At 68.3% G+C, this 17549-nt stretch carries 14 protein-coding genes; 6 read left to right on the forward strand and 8 right to left on the reverse strand.

The window, feature by feature from the left end; genetic code table 11:
- Positions 1–46 precede the first annotated feature (46 nt).
- A complete protein-coding gene (locus AC5P5R_RS05865; protein WP_033833692.1) occupies positions 47–460 on the reverse strand; it encodes a YciI family protein in 414 nt (137 codons plus the stop codon).
- 729 nt (positions 461–1189) lie between these two features.
- Here AC5P5R_RS05865 and AC5P5R_RS05870 point away from each other — a divergent pair.
- Positions 1190–1597 (forward strand): YciI family protein, encoded by a 408-nt coding sequence (locus AC5P5R_RS05870; protein WP_010484148.1) that lies wholly within the window; start codon positions 1190–1192, stop codon positions 1595–1597.
- Here AC5P5R_RS05870 and AC5P5R_RS05875 read toward each other — a convergent pair.
- Positions 1575–3656, reverse strand: coding sequence for an NHL repeat-containing protein (locus AC5P5R_RS05875; protein ID WP_111189823.1), 2082 nt, complete (start codon positions 3654–3656; stop codon positions 1575–1577). The genes AC5P5R_RS05870 and AC5P5R_RS05875 overlap by 23 nt on opposite strands.
- 165 nt (positions 3657–3821) lie before the next feature.
- On the opposite strand from AC5P5R_RS05875, the gene AC5P5R_RS05880 reads away from it, so the two are divergent.
- The gene (locus AC5P5R_RS05880; RefSeq protein WP_164281667.1) at positions 3822–5342 is read left to right on the forward strand and encodes a tetratricopeptide repeat protein; all 1521 of its coding nucleotides are present in this window, start codon (positions 3822–3824) and stop codon (positions 5340–5342) included.
- Positions 5343–5390: 48 nt separating this feature from the next.
- Here the strand turns inward: AC5P5R_RS05880 and AC5P5R_RS05885 are convergent, their stop codons facing one another.
- Both AC5P5R_RS05885 and cycA read right to left on the reverse strand, forming a co-directional pair.
- Complete coding sequence (locus tag AC5P5R_RS05885) at positions 5391–6167, reverse strand: lytic transglycosylase domain-containing protein (protein ID WP_012479002.1); 777 nt, start codon at positions 6165–6167, stop codon at positions 5391–5393.
- 238 nt (positions 6168–6405) lie between these two features.
- Positions 6406–7779, reverse strand: coding sequence for a D-serine/D-alanine/glycine transporter (gene cycA, locus AC5P5R_RS05890; protein WP_164281668.1), 1374 nt, complete (start codon positions 7777–7779; stop codon positions 6406–6408).
- A 231-nt stretch (positions 7780–8010) separates the two neighbouring features.
- Between cycA and AC5P5R_RS05895 the strand changes: the two genes are divergently transcribed.
- Positions 8011–9627, forward strand: coding sequence for an EAL domain-containing protein (locus AC5P5R_RS05895; protein ID WP_005412097.1), 1617 nt, complete (start codon positions 8011–8013; stop codon positions 9625–9627).
- Between the two features lie 321 nt (positions 9628–9948).
- Here the strand turns inward: AC5P5R_RS05895 and AC5P5R_RS05900 are convergent, their stop codons facing one another.
- Both AC5P5R_RS05900 and AC5P5R_RS05905 read right to left on the reverse strand, forming a co-directional pair.
- A complete protein-coding gene (locus AC5P5R_RS05900) occupies positions 9949–11133 on the reverse strand; it encodes an MFS transporter (protein ID WP_012479001.1) in 1185 nt (394 codons plus the stop codon).
- Positions 11130–12308 carry a serine hydrolase domain-containing protein gene (locus AC5P5R_RS05905; protein WP_044569458.1) on the reverse strand — a complete coding sequence of 393 codons (1179 nt, stop codon included), beginning with the start codon at positions 12306–12308 and terminating at the stop codon, positions 11130–11132. The genes AC5P5R_RS05900 and AC5P5R_RS05905 overlap by 4 nt, the downstream gene beginning before the upstream one ends.
- Positions 12309–12536: 228 nt before the next feature.
- Here AC5P5R_RS05905 and AC5P5R_RS05910 point away from each other — a divergent pair, with 228 nt between their 5' ends.
- On the forward strand, positions 12537–13436 hold the full coding sequence (locus AC5P5R_RS05910) for a LysR family transcriptional regulator (RefSeq protein WP_012478999.1): 900 nt from the start codon (positions 12537–12539) through the stop codon (positions 13434–13436).
- Between the two features lie 225 nt (positions 13437–13661).
- A complete protein-coding gene (locus AC5P5R_RS05915) occupies positions 13662–15269 on the forward strand; it encodes an ATP-binding cassette domain-containing protein (protein WP_100438327.1) in 1608 nt (535 codons plus the stop codon).
- 105 nt (positions 15270–15374) lie between these two features.
- On the opposite strand, the gene AC5P5R_RS05920 is transcribed toward AC5P5R_RS05915, so the two are convergent.
- Positions 15375–16700, reverse strand: coding sequence for a GTP-binding protein (locus AC5P5R_RS05920; RefSeq protein ID WP_100438326.1), 1326 nt, complete (start codon positions 16698–16700; stop codon positions 15375–15377).
- A 69-nt stretch (positions 16701–16769) separates the two neighbouring features.
- Here AC5P5R_RS05920 and AC5P5R_RS05925 point away from each other — a divergent pair, with 69 nt between their 5' ends.
- Entirely contained in the window at positions 16770–17144 is a 375-nt protein-coding gene (locus AC5P5R_RS05925) for a MerC domain-containing protein (protein ID WP_088023816.1), read from the forward strand.
- A gap of 95 nt (positions 17145–17239) precedes the next feature.
- Here the strand turns inward: AC5P5R_RS05925 and AC5P5R_RS05930 are convergent, their stop codons facing one another.
- A complete protein-coding gene (locus AC5P5R_RS05930) occupies positions 17240–17524 on the reverse strand; it encodes a metal-sensing transcriptional repressor (protein WP_019337974.1) in 285 nt (94 codons plus the stop codon).
- Between the last annotated feature and the right edge of the window lie 25 nt (positions 17525–17549).

Here is a 17549-nt window from a genome sequence, read left to right on the forward strand (position 1 = left end):
TCAGGGCAGTAGTGCCGGGTCGTGCCCGGCAGGGAGATGAATCGGGTCAACCTTCCAGCTGTGCACGCAGACGCTGTTCCTGCTGCTGTAAGTCGGGGGTGAAGGCTTCACCGAAGTCTTCGGCGGAGATCAAGGGACGCAGTTCGAGCGTGCCGCCACTGCCAAACGGCGCGCGGCTGGCCCATTCAACCGCTTCGTCCAGCGACCGCACCTCCCACAGCCAGAAGCCGGCGATCTGTTCGCTGGCAGGACCGAACGGACCGGCCTCGACCTTGGGTGCCCCGCCGCCGAAATGAATGCGACGGCCGCGCTGGGTGGCGTGCAGGCCTTCACCGGCCAGCATGATGCCGGCGGCCACCAGTTGTTCGTTGAAGGCGCCCATTTCGGACAGTTCCTGTTCGCTGGGCATGCGGCCGGCTTCGGAGTCGGCGTTGGCCTTCACGATCACCATCACTTTCATTGCGGTCTCCCGTGGGGACGCGCGGTGCGTGCCCTTCACTGGGTACAACGAACCAAGGGGCTGGGAATCGACACGTCTGTTGGAAATTTTTTCTTCCGCGGAAAGCGCGCCTTCGGCGAGGGTCGGCGAACGGCGGAGCCCCTCCGTGGTGGGGTTGGGTTGGTCGCTGAAAGCTCGGATTCATGGGTTTGGCCGGGTGGGGAGGCAGGGCAGGGGACGCTGCAAGTACGTCCATGTAAGCTCGGTCGCCGCATCCATGCGGCTCACGCCCCTGCCCTGCCTACCCACCCGGCCTTGGACAGTTTCCTGCCACCGGCGCACACCACGGGAAGATCAAGAAAAAAGGCAGAAGCAAAAGCAAAAACAACGGCGGTTGGCTGGCGGCCTCGGCTTTGCGAGCGAAGCGACCCGCTTTTGCTCTTGTTTGTGATTTTCCGTGGTGGATCAGCTGCAGAGATCTGTCCAAGGCCGGGTGGGTAGGCGGGGCGGGGGTGTCCGCGGCATGGATGCCGCGGCCAAGCCCCCATGGACGGGTTTACGGCGTCCCCCGACCCGCCTACCCACCCGGCCAACCGCCAGAAACCCAGCTTTCAGCGACCAACCCAACCCCACCACGGAGGGGCTCCGCCGTTCGCCGATCCCCGCCGAAGGCGCCGCCTCCCGCGCTGCAACATGCCCACGCGCAATCCTGCGCGATCATGGACACTCCGCCCCCGCCAGGACCGTGCCATGCAGCAGTACCTGCTTCTGATCTACATCGAGCCTGCCCTGCTGCAGGCCCTGCCCATCGAAGAATTCAATGCGCTGATGCGCGACTGCCTGGCCCACGCCGACAAGCTGCAGGCCGAGGGCACGCTGCTGGCCGCGCAGAAGCTGCAGCCGGTCGACACCGCGCAGACCCTGCGCGTGCGTGATGGCCACAGCCGTGTACTGGATGGCCCGTTCGCCGAAACCCGCGAACTGCTGGCCGGCTTCAACCTGATCGTCGCCCGCGACCGCGACGAAGCCATGCGCATTGCCCGCGACTTCCCATGGGCGCGCTTCGGCAGCATCGAGGTGCGGCCGCTGGAAGACATGGACGCCGAGCGCGAACGCTGCGGCGCACCGGCTGCGGCTATGGCAGCAGCCGTACCCTGATCTCGCGCGGGCCCACGCCTTCGTTACCGCTGTAGTCGCGCACGCTGGCGCGCACGATGTACTCGCCCGGCGGCAGCGCCGCCGGCTGCCAGCGCCCGGTCTCCATCAGGCCATCACGCACGGTGTTGGTAGCCAGGTAACGGAACCGGGTCACCGCACTGCCATGCACCGTGATACCGCTGTCCGGTGCGTAGGCCACGCGCACCGCTTCCTTCTGCGGCGGCATGCGGTTGAACACGATGTTCCAGCGCGGCTGCTCGTAACCCTGCAGCGGCTGTCCGCCGGCATCGAGGATCTGGTAGCCCACCTGGTACATGCCCAGGCGACGACGCGGCAGGTTGTTGTCGACCTGGTCCCAGGCCTCGATCACGATCTGCACGCCGCGGCCCTGGCGCGCCACCATCACCACGCCATCGCTGCCGGCGGCCATCGGCTGGTCGTTGTCGTCCAGCAGCGCCACATCGGTGATGCGCGGTGCGAAGTGGTCGGCGTAGTTGTGGAAGCCCAGCGCCACGGCATTGGTCTCGAAACCACCGGTACCCACGGCCAGGTGCACGTGCGCCTGGTTGTTGATGCTGCCCAGGCGGTCGCCGACGTGGATGCGCATGCCGCGGCGCACGCGCATCCGCTCCAGCTTGCCCTGCTCGTCATACAACGCCTGCCAGCGCGCATCGTAGGGCTCATCGCGCGGGGTGCGGCCGACCCGCATGTGGATGTACTTGAGGCGGTCCACCGCCAGGCCCTCGGCCTGCTCGCCCAGGTTCCAGGCGGCCACCGGGCTGCTGATCTTGCCCTCGGCAATCGCCAGTACGGTCTGGCCCACGTCACCGCGCACGTCGAAACCGCCATGCAGGTGGTGGCGGCTCTCGCCGGTGAAGTTGCCGCGCACCTCACCCAACGTACCGACCACTTCATGCCAACCGTCCTGCGGTGCCAGCGGCCAGCGACCGCCCGTCTCAGGCAACGCCGCATCGGCAGCCGGGCCGACCAGTGCCGGTGCCGGTAGTTCGCCCACCGGCAGCGGGCGCAGGCGATGCAGACGGTAGCTGGCGGCGTCGGCCACCAGCACGCTGCCATCGGCATCCATCGCCAGCCCGCTGGGGCGGGCCAGGCGCGGCAGGCGACCATTGCCAACCAGCGCGATCTGGTGACCCTGCGGCGTCACCTGCACGATGCGGCCATCAAGATCGCCCACGTACAGCACACCGTCGTGCGTGGTGGCCAGCGACAGCGGCCCATTGATCACGCCACCGGCGGCGACCACGGTGCTCACCGTGCCGTCGGCGCCTACGCGGCGCACCGCGTTGTTGAACAGGTCGGCCACCAGCAGCGCGCCCTGCGCATCGAAGGCCAACGCCACCGGCGTGTCGAAGCGCGCAGCGGCGCCGGTGCCATCGGCCAGGCCCGGCCGATCGCCGCCGGCCAGGGTGCGCACGTTGCCATCGGTACCGATCACCCGGATGCGGTCATTGAAGGTATCGGCCACGTAGACCTGGCCCTGCGCATCCACTGCGATGCCCATCGGCGCATCGAAGCGTGCCTGCGCGGCAGGGCCATCGGCGTGGCCCTGTTCGCCACCGGCCAGCGTGGTCACCTGGCCATCGGTGCCGATGCGGCGGATGGCATGGTTGCCGGTGTCGGCCACATACAGGTTGCCCTGCGCGTCGGCGGCAATGCCCGACGGCGTATTGAAACTGGCCTGCAGTGCCGGGCCATCAACGCGCCCCTCGCCCTGCCCGGCCACCGTTTCAACGCGACCATCGGGCAAGCGGCGGCGGATCCGGTTGTTGTCGCCGGCATCGGTGAAATAAACGCTGCCATCGGCACTGCGCAGCAACGCGTACGGATCGGCGAAACGTGCCTGCGCGGACGCGCCATCGCGGTCACCCGGGTGGCCATCGCCGGCCAGCGGTTCGATCTGCGCGGTCCACGCCAGCGGCGTGGGAACCGGACCCGCCGGTTCAGCCAGCGTATGCAGCGGTGTCTCCCACCAGGTTGCGGCCAATGCCACTACCGTCGCCAATGCTACGCCTGCCGCCATCCATTGCCACCGTGCCATCGTGCTGCGCTGCCTGCCTGCTGTCTGAAGAGGCACCGACAATAGTCGCTGAACGCACGATCCGCCATGGCCAATCGTGCGGTCAAACGCCAGAGTTCCATCCATCGCGCTTGTTCTCGCTGGCTGCAGCGGGTTCAATGCGGTTCCCACGGATGGAAATCCTCCATGCCCCGCATCCTCCCCGTCGCCGCCCTGCTGTTTGCCGCATTGGCCAGCACATCCGCCACTGCTTCGATCACGGTGGTGCCGCAGAAGCCGGCCGTCACCGCCGATGCGATGCACCAGGCCTATGCCACGCGATGGGATGAAGCCATCCAGCAGTCGCGCAGTGGCAACACGCTGGGCGCACTGATCGCAATGGAACGGCTGATGGAAGATCCGATGCTGGATGATTTCGATGCCGAACACCGCGGCCGCGCCGCGCAGGTGGCCGGCTGGACCGCAATGGTGCAGAAGAAGCCGGATCAGGCCCGCCGCTACCTGCAGCGCGCACAGGAAGCACTGCCGGACGACGCGCAGATCCTGCTGACCCTGGTCTCGGTGGAACTGTCCGAGAACCAACCGGCACCTGCCACGAAGCACCTGGTGCAGGCGCTGAAGCATGCCGACGCGCCGTTGCCGGTGGACCACCACGCGATCAACTACCTGCAGTTCCGCCTGCGGGACCAGCCCCAGCAGCGCATGGAACTGCTGCAGGCGCTGTTCGACAACGGCTGGAAGAGCGGCGGCCTGGAACCCACCGGGCTGTGGCTGGCGCTGGCCACGCTGCAGGCCGACAACGGCCGTGGCGACAGGATTCCCGCCACGCTGGCGCGCATCACCGGCCCCGCCGAGATCATCCGCCTGCGCAGTGACAAGCGGTTTGATCGCTATGTCGACCGCGCCGATGCCCGCTTCGATCCGGTGCAGGCTGCACAGAAACACCTCGACGAACTGCGGGTCTCCGGCCTGCTCGACCGGGCGCTGGACGCACGCATGGCCGAGTTCAGCAGTACGCTGCTGATGCTGGACCGCAACGAGGAAGTGCTGGCACTGACCGATGGCATGGCCGGTGCGGCGGCCGAAGGTGAGTCGCCCTCGGCGGCGGAAGCCGAATGGGTGGCATGGCTGCTCAACAGCCGGCTTACGGCGCTGCGCCGGTTGGGCCGTACCGACGATGCGCTGGCCACAGCCAGGCTGGCCGCACGCATCGGTGCGCTGGGCCCGGATGGTGCCGAGCACCAGTTCAACGTCGGTTTCGTGCTCAGTTCGCTGGGCCGCATGCAGGACGCTGCTGCCGCAGTGAATGACATGCCAGGCCTGGCCGGTTACGGCAAGGCGGCCCAGGCACTGCTGCAGTTCGCTGCCGCCCGCGAACGCGGCGATGCCCAGGCAGTGGAAGCCGCCCGCTCGGTGATCCTTGCCCAGCGCGACGACGCACGCCTGTTCCATCGCGAGATGCTGCTGGACGAAGGCAACCTGGACGGCGCAGCCGCAGTGCTGATCGAACAGCTGCGCTCCCCCACCGACCGTGGCGAGACGCTGGCCTCCCTGCAGGACATGCGCACCTACCCCTCGCTGCCCGGTGACGTGAAGATCGATGCGGCCTGGCGTGCGCTGAAGCAGCGCGCCGACGTGCAGGCCGAGGTGGCACGCGTCGGCCGCATTGAGCGCTACGACCTGGTCAGCGCTTCCACTTCGCGCTGAGCCGATTTTCTGTGGCGCCGAGCGTGGGCTCGGCACTACACCTTCCGCCTAGCGGGCTGGCACCTCGGTACGGATGCCCATCGCTTCGCGGTAGCGTGCATACAGGGCCATCACCTTGTCCACATAGGCCAGGGTTTCGGCGTAGGGCGGCACGCCCTTGTAGCGGGTGACTGCACCGATGCCCGCGTTGTAGGCGGCCGCCGCCAACGGGCGATCGCCGTTGTAGCGGCGCAGCAGCGCGCGCATGTAGCGCGCGCCGCCCTCGATCGACTGCTGCGGCGAGAACGGATCGCGCACGCCATATTCCTGTGCGGTCTCCGGCATCAACTGCATCACGCCCTGTGCGCCCTTGGTCGAGACCGCCAGCGCATCGAAGTTGCTTTCGGCATGGGCAATCGCGCGCAGCCATGCGTCATCGACACCGGTGGCCTTGGCCGCGGCCTTGAACTGCTTGGCGTGCTGCGCCAACTGCGGCTTGCCGACCTTGCCCAGGCCTTCGTGGGCAGGTTCGCCCGGCGGCGTGGCCACTGTGAACTTCAGGAACACCCGCGAGCCGGGCAGGTTGCGGGTGGAGTAGACCAGCGCGCCATCCTGCTCGCGCTCGTACAGCACGCCGCTGAACACGCCCATGTTGCCCCACAGGTTCGGGGTCTGGATGGCGTTGTCGTCGATTTCCTTCGCGGTGCAGCGTGAACCGGGTTCCGGCGCGGTGGCCAGGCTGACGGTGTTGCCCTGCACGCAGCGGTAGACGGTGCGCGCGGCGGCCAGCCCGGGCCACAGGCTGGGCAGCAGCAACAGCGCAAGCAGGAGAGGGTGACGGGGCATGGCGGCCGGATCATCCGGCCGCGCCCGCTAATGTTGGGTGAATGGGGGCCGGCAGGGCTGCGCCCTGCACCCGCGCGGGCACCGGCGCCGGCGCCGGCGCCGGCGGGGGGAGAGTCGACTGTCAGTCGACTATCGCGCGCAGCGCGGGGTTTTCCGGTGGCCCACGGGAGAGCAGTCGACTAACAGTCGACTCTACCGACGTTTCCGATTTCCGGCATTGCCGCCCCCGCATCCCCGGTCATTTCGCGGTCCTCCGACGCACCCAATACCCCACGCCCAGCAGCACGAACCACACCGGGCTGGCGATCAACGCCTGGCGGGTGTCGGCCTGCAGGCTCAGCAGCACCAGCACGGCGGCGAAGAACACCAGGCAGGCCCAGCACATGGCAACACCGCCGGGCATCTTGAAGATCGATGCGGCATGGCGCTCCGGGTAGCGACGGCGATAGGCCATGTAGGCCACCAGGATCAGCGACCAGACGAAGATGAACAGCACCGTCGCCAGCGTCGTCACCAGGGTGAAGGCGGTCACCAGGTTCGGAATCAGGTAGATCAGCAGCGTGCCACCGAGCAGGCACAGGCACGAGAACAGCAGGCCGCGGGCGGGCACGGCGGCACGTGACAACTTCGACAACCCGCGTGGGGCGTGACCCTCTTCGGCCAGGCCGTACAGCATGCGGCTGGTGGAGAAGATGCCGCTGTTGGCCGAGGACGTGGCCGAGGTCAGCACCACGAAATTGATCAGGCTGGCGGCGGCAGGGATTCCGGCGAGCACGAACAGCTGCACGAACGGGCTCTTGTCCGGCACCATCTGGCGCCACGGGGTGACGGCCATGATCGCGATCAGCGCCAGCACGTAGAAGATGATGATGCGTACCGGGATCGAGTTGATCGCCTTGGGCAGGTTGCGCTCGGGGTCGGCGGTTTCGGCGGCGGTGGTGCCGACCAGCTCGATGCCGACAAAGGCGAACACCGCAATCTGGAAGCCGGCGAAGAAACCGACCAGGCCCATCGGGAACATGCCGCCGTCGTTCCACAGGTTCGACAGCGACGCGGTGTGGCCGCTGGGCGAGGTGAAGCCCCACGCCACCAGGCCGGCGCCGGTGATGATCAGCGCGCAGATCGCCACGATCTTGATCAGCGCGAACCAGAATTCCATTTCGCCGAACAGCTTCACCGTCACCAGGTTCAGCGACAGCAGCAGCATCACGCACGCCAGCGCCGGCTTCCAGGCGTCAAGCCCGGGGAACCAGAACTGCGCGTAGGCGGCAATGGCGATCACATCGGCAATGGCGGTGACGATCCAGCAGAACCAGTACGTCCATCCACAGAAGAAGCCGGCCCAGGGGCCGAGCAGATCGGTGGAGAAATCGATGAAGGATTTGTACTGCAGGTTGGACAGCAGCAGCTCGCCCATCGCGCGCATCACGAAGAACAGCATCGCGCCGATGATCAGGTAGACGAAGACGATGGACGGGCCGGCCAGGCTGATGGTCTTGCCTGAGCCCATGAACAGGCCGGTGCCGATGGCACCACCGATGGCGATCAGTTGCAGGTGGCGGTTGGACAGGCTGCGGCGCAGGTGCTCGGGGGGCGTTGCGGGCTCGGTCATGGGCGCGGGCAAGAGGGCGGGCGAAGCGTTCGACGGTAGTCCTCCACAGGCCGGAGCGCCAGCGTCGGATGGGCCAATCCCGTCAAACTTGGCCGCTTTCATCACAATGTGACCGAATACCGGATTCATCCCATTCCGCCCGGCCCGGCGCCATGCTCAGATAGCCGCACCTGCCCAAGGATCGGCCCCGACCATGCGCCCTGCCCCGCCCGCCCCGCTGGAGCCCCGGCCATGAGCCGGCTGCGCGTGATCATCGGCGGCACCGCACTGGCGCTGCTGGCCGCAGCCGTGCCGATCGCGGTGATGGCCTATGCCACCTGGGACCGTGCGGTCAGTGTCGAGCAGCAGCGCCTGCGCGACATCGCCGGCCGCACCCTGCGCCGCGCCGACCAGTCCTACCTGGAAGCGTTGGCCGCGTTGAAGTCCGCCGAGGCCGGCGCCTACGATCCGTGCGGGCCGGACCACATCCGGCGCATGCAGACGCTGGTGATGACCTCGCCGTCGGTCGACCAGATGGGCTACTTCGAGGGTGGCAAGCTGCGCTGCACGTCGTGGGGCCCGTTCCTGTCCGACGTCAACCAGCCCAGGTCCGACCACGTCACCAGTGATGGCGCCGGCATCGCCGTGGATGTGCGCCCCGAGGCAAGCGGACGGCGCCAGGTCCTGTCGATCCTGTATGGCAACTACGACGTGCTGGTCGATCCGCGCCGCTTCGTCGATGTCATCGCCGACCCGAACGTGCGCCTTGCCCTGGCCAGCCCGGACGGCCGCCTCCTGGCCAGGCAGGACGGCATGGATCCGGCATTGCTGGAAACCCTGCTGCGCGCGCCCGGTGAGGGCCTGGACCACAACACCCTGTACGCCACCGCGCGCAACGAAGAGTGGCTGGCGATCGCAACCACGCCACGTACCGCGCTTGCCGCGACCTTCCGCCAGCAGGCCTGGCTGTTCGTGCCGATCGGCGTTCTGCTGGCCGCCATCGGTGCCGGCCTGGTGATCTGGCTGTCGCGTCGCCGCCTGTCCCTGCGCGGCGAGCTGGCCACGGCGATCCGCCGCCGCGAGCTGTACCTGCACTATCAACCCATCATCGAACTGGATACCGGCATCTGCGTCGGCGCCGAGGCGCTGGTACGCTGGCAGCGCCCGGATGGCACCCAGGTGCGGCCGGACCTGTTCATTCCGCTGGCCGAAGAGGCCGGCATGATCGCCGCAGTCACCGATCTGGTGATCGAGAACGTGGTGCGCGACATGCGCGAACTGCTGGTGGCCGACCGCAGCGCGCACATTGCGATCAACCTGGCCGCCGAAGACATCAGCAGCGGCCGTGCGCTGAAGATGATCTCCAAGCACATGGCCGGCAGCGGTATCCTGCCGCAGCAGATCTGGATGGAAGCCACCGAGCGCGGCTTCCTCGATCTGGACCGCGCCCGCACGATGCTGGCACAGGCACGTCGGGCCGGGCACAGCGTGGCCATTGATGATTTCGGCGTCGGCTTCTCCAGCCTGCAGTACCTGGAGCAGCTGCCACTGGATGCGCTGAAGATCGACAAGTCGTTCATCGATGCGATCGGCACCGAGAGCGCGACCAGCCCGGTGACGCCGCACATCATCGACATGGCCAAGGAGCTGGGCCTGTGGGTGGTGGCCGAGGGCGTGGAAACCGAGGCACAGCTGGCGTACCTGCATACCCGGAAGGTCGAGTTCGCGCAGGGCTGGCTGTTCTCGCGGCCGCTGCCACGGGATGAGTTCGTGGCGTTCCATCACAAGCGGCAGCAGCGCTATGGCGCGGCGCGGGAGCACATGCAGAATCCGCGCAGCGTGCCGATCGAGCGTGAGGGAGTGGAGTAGGACGGCGAACGGCGGAGCCCCTCGTGGCGGGTCGCGTATTGCTATCCCAGGGTTGGCCGGGACGGTCGGGTTCGCGGGGGGCGCCGTAAACCCGTCCGTGGGGGCTTGGCCGCGGCATCCATGCCGCGGACACCCCCGCGAACCCGACCGTCCCGGCCTCTGACAGGTTCCGGCGGCGTCCCGCCACGGAATCAACGGAAGAAGGCAAAGGCAATGGCAAACGCGGGTCGCAGCGCTCGGTGGATCCACGCCATGCGTGGATGGCGGGGACCACGGTAGTGCCGGCCGCTGGCCGGCACCTCCGTAACGTTTGCTCTGGGCCTACACCCAGGCCTTCGGCCGTGCCAGCAGCCACGCCACGCTCACCGCCAGCAGCAGCAACGGCAGCCATCCCAACTGGTTCGGGCCGCCCGCCTGCAGCAGCACACCCCCTGCAACGCCTCCGGCGGCGATGGCGAGGTTCCAGCCGGTCACCAGCATCGACTGCGCCAGATCCGCGGCGGCACCCGCGCGCCGTGCCAATGCGGTCTGGAACAACGTAGGCACCGCACCGAAGGCCACGCCCCACAGGATCGTGGCCAGCAGCAGCGCGGTCGCGTCGCCCGGCCACAGCAGCAGCGCCAGCACCGGCACGATGAAGCCGATCACCGCCGCCCACACCAGCGTGCGCAGATGACGGTCCACGCCCCAGCCGGCAATGCCGATGCCGGCGATGGCGGCCACGCCAAAGGCCAGCAGCAGGCGGTCCAGCCACGGGCCGGCGCCGGCCTCCACCGCCAGCGGTTCGATGTAGGTGTAGAGCACGTTGTGCGCCAGCACGTACAGCACCATCACCGCCAACGCACTGCGCACGCCGGGCATGCGCCACACCGTAGCCAACGAGGTACGCTGACCGGCCGCCGCCGCCGGCAACGCGGGCAATGCCCAGCGCGCGTAGGCCAGCAGCACGACCGCCAGCACGCTCATCAGCGCGAATGCCCAGCGCCAGCCGATCTGCTGGCCCAGCAGCGTGCCCGCCGGTACGCCCAGCGACAGCGCCAACGGCGATCCGACCATCGCCACCGCGATTGCCCGGCCCTGCAGCGACGGCACCACCATGCGCGCCGCGTAACCGGCCACCAGCGACCACAGCAGGCCACCACTCACGCCGGCCAGGAAACGCGCGGCCAGGATCAGCGGATAACTGCTGCTCAGTGCGGTCAGCGTGTTGACCACCACGAAGCCGGCAATGGCGGCCAGCAACAAGGGGCGTCGCGGCAGGCGCTGGGTCAGTGCGGTCATCGGCAAGGCGGCCATCACCGAGCCCAGTGCGTACACGCTGACCAGCTGGCCGACCGCCGCATCACTCACGCCGAGGCTGTCGCCCATCGGCCGCAGTACACCGGCCGGCAGGGTCTCGGTCAGCAGGGTGATGAAGCCGCCGCCGGCCAGCGCCAGCAGGCCTGCCCACGGCAGGCGCGTGGCCTCACCGGCCGGGCTGGCCGCGTCGATGGCGTGGCCGCTCATCGCACGGTCTCCAGATCGGCATAGACCGCATCACGCAGTTCGTCGACGAAGGCACCATCCATGCCTTCGTACAGGGTATTGGTCAGTGCCACCACGCTCAGCCCGCGCACAGGATCGACAAACCAGCTGTGCCCGTAGGCACCGCCCCAGCGCCATGTACCTGCGTTCTGCGGCGTACCGGTTGCGGCCGCATCGCGCAGCACCGCAAAGCCCAGGCCGAAGCCCCAGCCGGCCGGTTCCGGCGGTCCCTGCTCGCCGACCTGCGGGCTGGCCATCTCCGCTGCCAGTGCGGACGGCAGGAGGCCTGAACGCTGCACATCACGCAAGGCTTCCAGCACCGCCATCACGTCATCGGCGGTACCGACCAGGCCGGCCCCGGCCGAGGGGAAACGGCTGGCATCGGTGGCGCGCGCGAGGCTGTATTCGATGCCGACCGTACCCTCGAACGGAGCGACCACCTCGCCTTCCTGCAGGCGATGCGGCTGCGGCGCGTCGCTTACATAGGGCGTGGCCAAGCGTGCCGCGTTGCGCGCAGCAAAGGCGGTGTCGCGCAGGCCCAGCGGTGCGGCCAGCAAGCGCTCGTACAGTGCCTGTAGCGTTTCACCCGTCGCTGCTTCGGCAACGGCACCGGCAACGTCCACGCCCAGCGAGTAGAGCCATTGGCTGCCCGGCGCGAACAGCAGTGGCGCCTGCGCGATGCGGCGCACGTTGTCGGCCAGGGAGAGCGGGTTCGCGTCCAGGCCATCGCTGACCCCAGCGCGCGCATACGGGCCGTCGGCATCGGCTTCGAGGAAGCGATAGCCCAACCCGCTACTGTGGCTGAGCAGTTGGCGCAGGCTGATCGGCGGCATGCTGCCGTCGGCCAGTGCCGGGCGGAAGTCCGGCAGCCAGCGCTGCACCGGCATATCGAGGTCGAGCACGCCCTCTGCTACCAGGCGCAGGATCACCGTGGTCAGCAGCGGCTTGCTGACCGATGCCAGCCGGAACAACTGGTCGCGCTGCATCGGCGTTGCCGACTCGCGATCGGCCAGCCCGGTCGCGCTGGCGTGGCGCAGCACACCGTGCTCGCGCACCAGCACCACCGCACCGACCAGGCGCTGCGGGTGCACCTGCTGCAGCAGCCGCTGCACCGATGGCAGCGTCGGCGTGGGTTCAAGGGAAGGAGCGGCATTCATCGCGGGAATCCGTGGGGAGAGGCCCGCCACGTTAGGCAGCACGGCGCAGCGCAAAAAGCCGGTTGCCGCTCCGGGCATCATGGACCGTGCAGTCCGCAATCGGCATGATGGCCGGAACCGCAAGGCCGCAACGGTCTCCACGCCACCCCGCACCACAGTGTTGCGATGGCGGAACCGCCCGCTACGGCCGCGCCAATCTACCCTGCCGCTTTCATTGCCCGCACGCCCATGTCAGTCCTGGACAACCTCGCCAATCTGCAGACCTTCGTGCACGCGGCCGATACCCGCAGCTTCGTCGAGACCGGGCGCCTGCAGGGCATCTCGGCCTCGGCCGCCGGCAAATGCGTTGCGCGGCTGGAACAGGCATTGGGCGTGCGCCTGTTCCACCGCAGCACGCGCAGCATCACCCTCACTGCCGAGGGCCAGCTGTTCCTGGCACGCTGCAGGCGCATCCTCGACGAGCGCGATGCCGCGCGCACCGAGCTGGCGCAGCCGCACGCCACGCCCCGCGGCACGCTGCGCATCGGCCTGCCGTTGGTGGGCGACCTGACCCTGCCGCTGATGGCCGAGTTCATGGCGGCCTATCCCGATATCCGCCTCGACCTAGACTTCAGCGACCGCCTGGTCGATGTCATCGAGGAAGGTTTCGATGCCGTGCTGCGCGTCGGCGAGCCCAGCGACTCACGCATGAACGCACGACGCCTGGGTGTGTTCCCACGCCGCATCGTCGCCTCACCCGCCTACCTGCAGCGCCGCGGCACGCCGCGCACGCCGGCCGACCTGTTGCAGCACACGTTGCTGCACTATCGCTTCCCCAGCACCGGCAAGCTGGAACTGTGGCCGATCCACTGGCCCGACCATGAAACACCGCAGGAGCTGCCTGTGCACATGGTGGCCAACACCATCGAAGCGCGGGTAGCGCTGGCACTGCGCGATATCGGCCTGGCTTTCGTGCCGGTGCACTCGGTGCGCGATGCACTGGCCGACGGCCGGCTGGTAACCGTGCTCGACGAGCATGTGCATTCCTGCGGCATCTTCCACCTGCTGTGGCCCTCGGGCCGCCACGTGCTTCCGAAGCTGCGGGTGTTCATCGACTTCGTCAGCGCGCGCCTGGAAACCGTGCCGTAGGAGATCGATCCACCCCATGCCCGGCCCAGAGTAGATCCACGCCATGCGTGGATGCCTTTGTAGAGTCGCGCCATCAAACCATTCAGCCAGCCCCGCTATACTGGCCCCTCATTCCTCCCAGAGGCTCGCGACCAATGCGCCATTGATGCCGCCGTCTTCCCACCAGACGGCCTGACTCTTCCCGCCCCTGCGCGCAGGGGAGAACCCGGCATCCATGGAGGTCGCATGACCCCGCATTCCCTCACGCTCGATCGCGTGTCGTATCGATTGGCCGACGGCCGCCCGCTGTTTTCCGATCTGACGTTTTCCTTCGAACCGGTCGCCACCGGCCTGGTCGGTGCCAATGGCGCCGGCAAGAGCGTGCTCGCACGCCTGCTGGCCGGACGGTTGCTGCCCGACACTGGCCAGGTGCGCGGCACCGGCCGCGTGTTCCTGTTGCCGACGCCCGGCTATCCACCCGCCGGCACGGTCGGTGAACTGGCCGGCGTCGGCGCGGAACTGGCCGCACTGCAACGCATCGAAGCCGGCAGCGTGGACGAGGCCGACTTCGCCTGCGTCGGCGACCGCTGGGATCTGCGCGAACGCCTGCAGCAGCAATGGCGGGCGCTTCGGCTGCCCGACGATCTCGATCCCGCCCTGCCGGCCGCGCGCCTCAGTGGTGGCCAGGCCATGCAGGTCGCGCTGTCCGGTGCCTGGGCCAGCGGTGCCGATTGGCTGATCCTGGACGAACCCAGCAACCACCTCGATGCACGCCATCGCCAACAGCTGTACGAGCAGTTGCAGCAGTGGCGCGGTGGCCTGCTGGTGATCAGTCATGATCGCGAGCTGCTGGCGCACATGCAGCAGATCGTCGAACTCGATGGGCGCGGGCTGCATCGTTACGGCGGACCGTGGCAGCACTATGCCGATGCGCGCGCCGCCGATCGCGAATCTGCCGCCGCCCAGCTCGATCATGCGCGCGCCCAGCACCGCCAGCAGCAACGCAGCGCGCGCGAACAGCACGAACGGCAACAACAACGCCAGGCGCGTGGCAACCGCGATGCGAAGCAGGCCAACCAGGCCCCGATCCTGCTCGGCCGGCAGAAGCAGCGCGCCGAGGCCAGCCACGGCCGCGCACAACAGGTGCAGGCCGAACGCCTGCAGGCCAGCGCAGAGCATCTGCGCGCAGCGGCATCGGCGGTGCACGCGGCGCCGGAACTGGCACTGTTCGCCGGTGCGGGTGACCGTGGCAGCATGCGCCTGCTACAGGCCGAGGCGCTGGTGCTGCCACATGGCTGCAGTGCACCGTTGCAGCTGGAGATCCGCCGCGGCCAGCGCATCGCCGTGGTCGGTGACAACGGCAGCGGCAAATCGATCCTGCTGCGTGTGCTGGCCGGCCAGCTGCCGGCACGCAGTGGCGCCGTGCAACGGCATGCGCCACTGGCCCTGCTCGACCAGCAGCTGCTGGGGCTGTCCGGCGAGCGCAGCATCCTCGACACCGTGCAGGCCGCCAACCCGGGCGCGGACCCAGGCGAGCTGCGCACGCGGCTGGCCCTGCTCGGGCTGGATGCACAGCGCATCCAGCGGGCAGCCCACAGCCTCAGCGACGGCGAACGCGTGAAAGGTGCGCTGGCCAGCGTGCTGTACGCCGATCCCGCGCCCCAGCTGTTGCTGTTGGACGAACCCGGCAATGCGCTGGACCTGAGCGCATTGCAGGCATTGGAGGAACTGCTTGCGGCGTGGCCGGGTGCCCTGATGATGGTCAGCCACGACCTGCATCTGCTGCAGGCATTGCGACCGACGCAGGTGTTGCAGGTCACCGCCAACCACTGGCAATGGCGCGACAGTCTGTAGAGTCAAGCCATGCTCGACTCCGCCATGCATCCATCCACGCATGACGTATCGACCAGGGGGTAGTGCCGGCCGCTGGCCGGCAACCCATGGATCCTCAATGCACCGTCAACGCTTCCACACCGGGAACGCCTGCGGCAACTGCTGCCACAGCAATGGCCCCGCACGCAGCTCCTGGTCGTTGAGCAGACACGCATCCAGCTCCGCACGCACCGCGCGCTCATCCATGTGCACGCCAATCACCACCAGTTCCTGGCGGCGATCCCCCCACAACGGGTGCCAAAGCCGCTGCATCGCCGTGTGCGCTGCCTCATCCGGGAATTCTTCAGGCCCCGGGAGCGGCGCGCTCCAGCAATCGGCCTGCTGCCGCGCCCATCCGAGGTCGCTGTAAGGCAGCGGCGTGGGCGGCAACAACGGCGCGGTGTCTTCCAGCCCGGCCCGCACGCGGTCACGTGCGGCGTACCAGAAGCCCGCCGCCTGCGTGCGCGTCGCCGCGCCCACGCTGTTCAGCTCACCCACCCAGTCCATGCGGTTGGCCAGCCAGAACCAGCCTTTGCTGCGGATCACGCCGGGCACGCCGGACTGCAGCGCGCGGGCGAAGCGCGCCGGGTGGAACGGACGTCGCGAGCGGTAGACGAAGCTGCCGATGCCGTACTCCTCGGTTTCCGGTGTGTGCTCGCCCCGCAGTTCCTTCACCCAGCCCGGCGCACGTTGCGCACGCTCCATGTCGAAGCGACCGGTATCCAGCAGCTCGGCCAGCGGCACATCGCCGAAGCTGGACAGCAGCAGCTTCGCGTCGCGGTTCAGGCCACGCAGCACGGCCAGCGTGTCCTGCAACGCTTCGTCATCCACCTGGTCCACCTTGCTGACCACGATCACGTCGGCGAACTCGACCTGCTCGCATAGCAGGTCAACCACACCTCGATCATCCTCCGGGCCGGCCTGTTGGCCGCGCTCGGCCAGTCGCGACGTCGAGCCGAAGTCGGCCAGGAACGCGCTGCCGTCGACCACCGTCACCATCGTGTCCAGCCGCGCGATATCACTCAGGCTGAAACCATGCTCGTCGCGCACCGCGAAGGTGGCCGCCACCGGCATCGGTTCACCGATGCCTGTCGATTCGATCAGCAGATAGTCATAGCGACCCGCATCGGCCAGGCGCCGCACTTCCTGCAGCAGGTCATCGCGCAGCGTGCAGCAGATGCAGCCGTTGCTGAATTCCACCAGCGTCTCTTCAGTGCGGCGCAGCTCGGCGCCACCCTCGCGCACCAGCTGCGCATCGATGTTGACCTCGCTCATGTCGTTGACGATGACCGCCACGCGCAGGCCCTCGCGGTTGCGCAGGATCTGGTTGAGCAGGGTGGTCTTGCCGGCCCCCAGGAAGCCGGACAGCACGGTGACCGGAAGGCGACGGTCGGCGCGGGAAACAGTGTTCATGTCGGAGCGGGTTGGCTGCGGAACGGGAATGTTACTGTATAACACTTACTGCGCAAGGAACCTCCCCCGATGAAGTCGCCTTCTGCCGCCCTGCTTGATGCCGGCGCGGTCGCCCTGTCCAGCCTGTGCCTGCTGCACTGCTTGGCGCTGCCCCTGCTGGCCGCCGCGCTCCCCCTGTTCGGCACCTGGGCCGAAGCGGAATGGGTGCACTTGCTGTTCGTGGCCATCGCCCTGCCGCTGACCGGCTACGCGCTGTGGCGCGCCGAGCGCCGTCACCCGCTGCCCGTACTGGCCTGGGCCACCGCCGGCGTCGGTCTGGGCCTGTTGCTGGCCGGCGCGCTGGCGCTGCCCTCACATGACTGGGAAACGCCGATGACCGTCACCGGCAGCCTGCTGCTGGCGGCGACACATATCTGGAATGCGCGACACCGGCACGCGGGGTAGAGTCGACTGTTAGTCGACTGCTCTTCGCTCGGGCTGCATAGAACCCCGCGCTTCGCGCGATAGTCGACTAACAGTCGACTCTACCGCCCCCCGGCCTATTTGCCGTAGCGGCGCAGCAGCTCCACCAGCACCGCGGCCTCGTCTGCCCGCTGCTGCGGGTCGTCGGCACCCACCACGTGTTCCTGCAGGTGCTCGTGCAGCAGCTCCATCAGCAGGCTGTGGGCGGCACCGCGCACGGCGGCGACCTGCACCAGCACGTCCGCACAGTCGCCGGCTTTACCCTCGGGCTGGTCCAGCGCCTGCTCCAACGCCGCCACCTGGCCCGCGATGCGGCGCACCCGGGTCAGCAGCTGCTTTCGATTCCTGTGTACATGGGCCATGGCGGGATCATATACCCTATGGGGG

It is taken from the genome of Stenotrophomonas sp. YJH_SMC_19, assembly GCF_059367915.1.

What these genes read in the sequence shown, in the direction of transcription:
- AC5P5R_RS05905 (WP_044569458.1), bottom strand. Translation starts at nt 12,308, where the DNA reads ATGAATGCCGCTCCTTCCCTTGAACCCACGCCGACGCTGCCATCGGTG.
- AC5P5R_RS05885 (WP_012479002.1), bottom strand. Translation starts at nt 6,167, where the DNA reads ATGCCCCGTCACCCTCTCCTGCTTGCGCTGTTGCTGCTGCCCAGCCTG.
- AC5P5R_RS05915 (WP_100438327.1), top strand. Translation starts at nt 13,662, where the DNA reads ATGACCCCGCATTCCCTCACGCTCGATCGCGTGTCGTATCGATTGGCC.
- AC5P5R_RS05910 (WP_012478999.1), top strand. Translation starts at nt 12,537, where the DNA reads ATGTCAGTCCTGGACAACCTCGCCAATCTGCAGACCTTCGTGCACGCG.
- AC5P5R_RS05925 (WP_088023816.1), top strand. Translation starts at nt 16,770, where the DNA reads ATGAAGTCGCCTTCTGCCGCCCTGCTTGATGCCGGCGCGGTCGCCCTG.
- AC5P5R_RS05870 (WP_010484148.1), top strand. Translation starts at nt 1,190, where the DNA reads ATGCAGCAGTACCTGCTTCTGATCTACATCGAGCCTGCCCTGCTGCAG.
- AC5P5R_RS05900 (WP_012479001.1), bottom strand. Translation starts at nt 11,133, where the DNA reads ATGAGCGGCCACGCCATCGACGCGGCCAGCCCGGCCGGTGAGGCCACG.
- AC5P5R_RS05930 (WP_019337974.1), bottom strand. Translation starts at nt 17,524, where the DNA reads ATGGCCCATGTACACAGGAATCGAAAGCAGCTGCTGACCCGGGTGCGC.
- AC5P5R_RS05880 (WP_164281667.1), top strand. Translation starts at nt 3,822, where the DNA reads ATGCCCCGCATCCTCCCCGTCGCCGCCCTGCTGTTTGCCGCATTGGCC.
- AC5P5R_RS05895 (WP_005412097.1), top strand. Translation starts at nt 8,011, where the DNA reads ATGAGCCGGCTGCGCGTGATCATCGGCGGCACCGCACTGGCGCTGCTG.
- AC5P5R_RS05875 (WP_111189823.1), bottom strand. Translation starts at nt 3,656, where the DNA reads ATGGCACGGTGGCAATGGATGGCGGCAGGCGTAGCATTGGCGACGGTA.
- cycA (WP_164281668.1), bottom strand. Translation starts at nt 7,779, where the DNA reads ATGACCGAGCCCGCAACGCCCCCCGAGCACCTGCGCCGCAGCCTGTCC.
- AC5P5R_RS05865 (WP_033833692.1), bottom strand. Translation starts at nt 460, where the DNA reads ATGAAAGTGATGGTGATCGTGAAGGCCAACGCCGACTCCGAAGCCGGC.
- AC5P5R_RS05920 (WP_100438326.1), bottom strand. Translation starts at nt 16,700, where the DNA reads ATGAACACTGTTTCCCGCGCCGACCGTCGCCTTCCGGTCACCGTGCTG.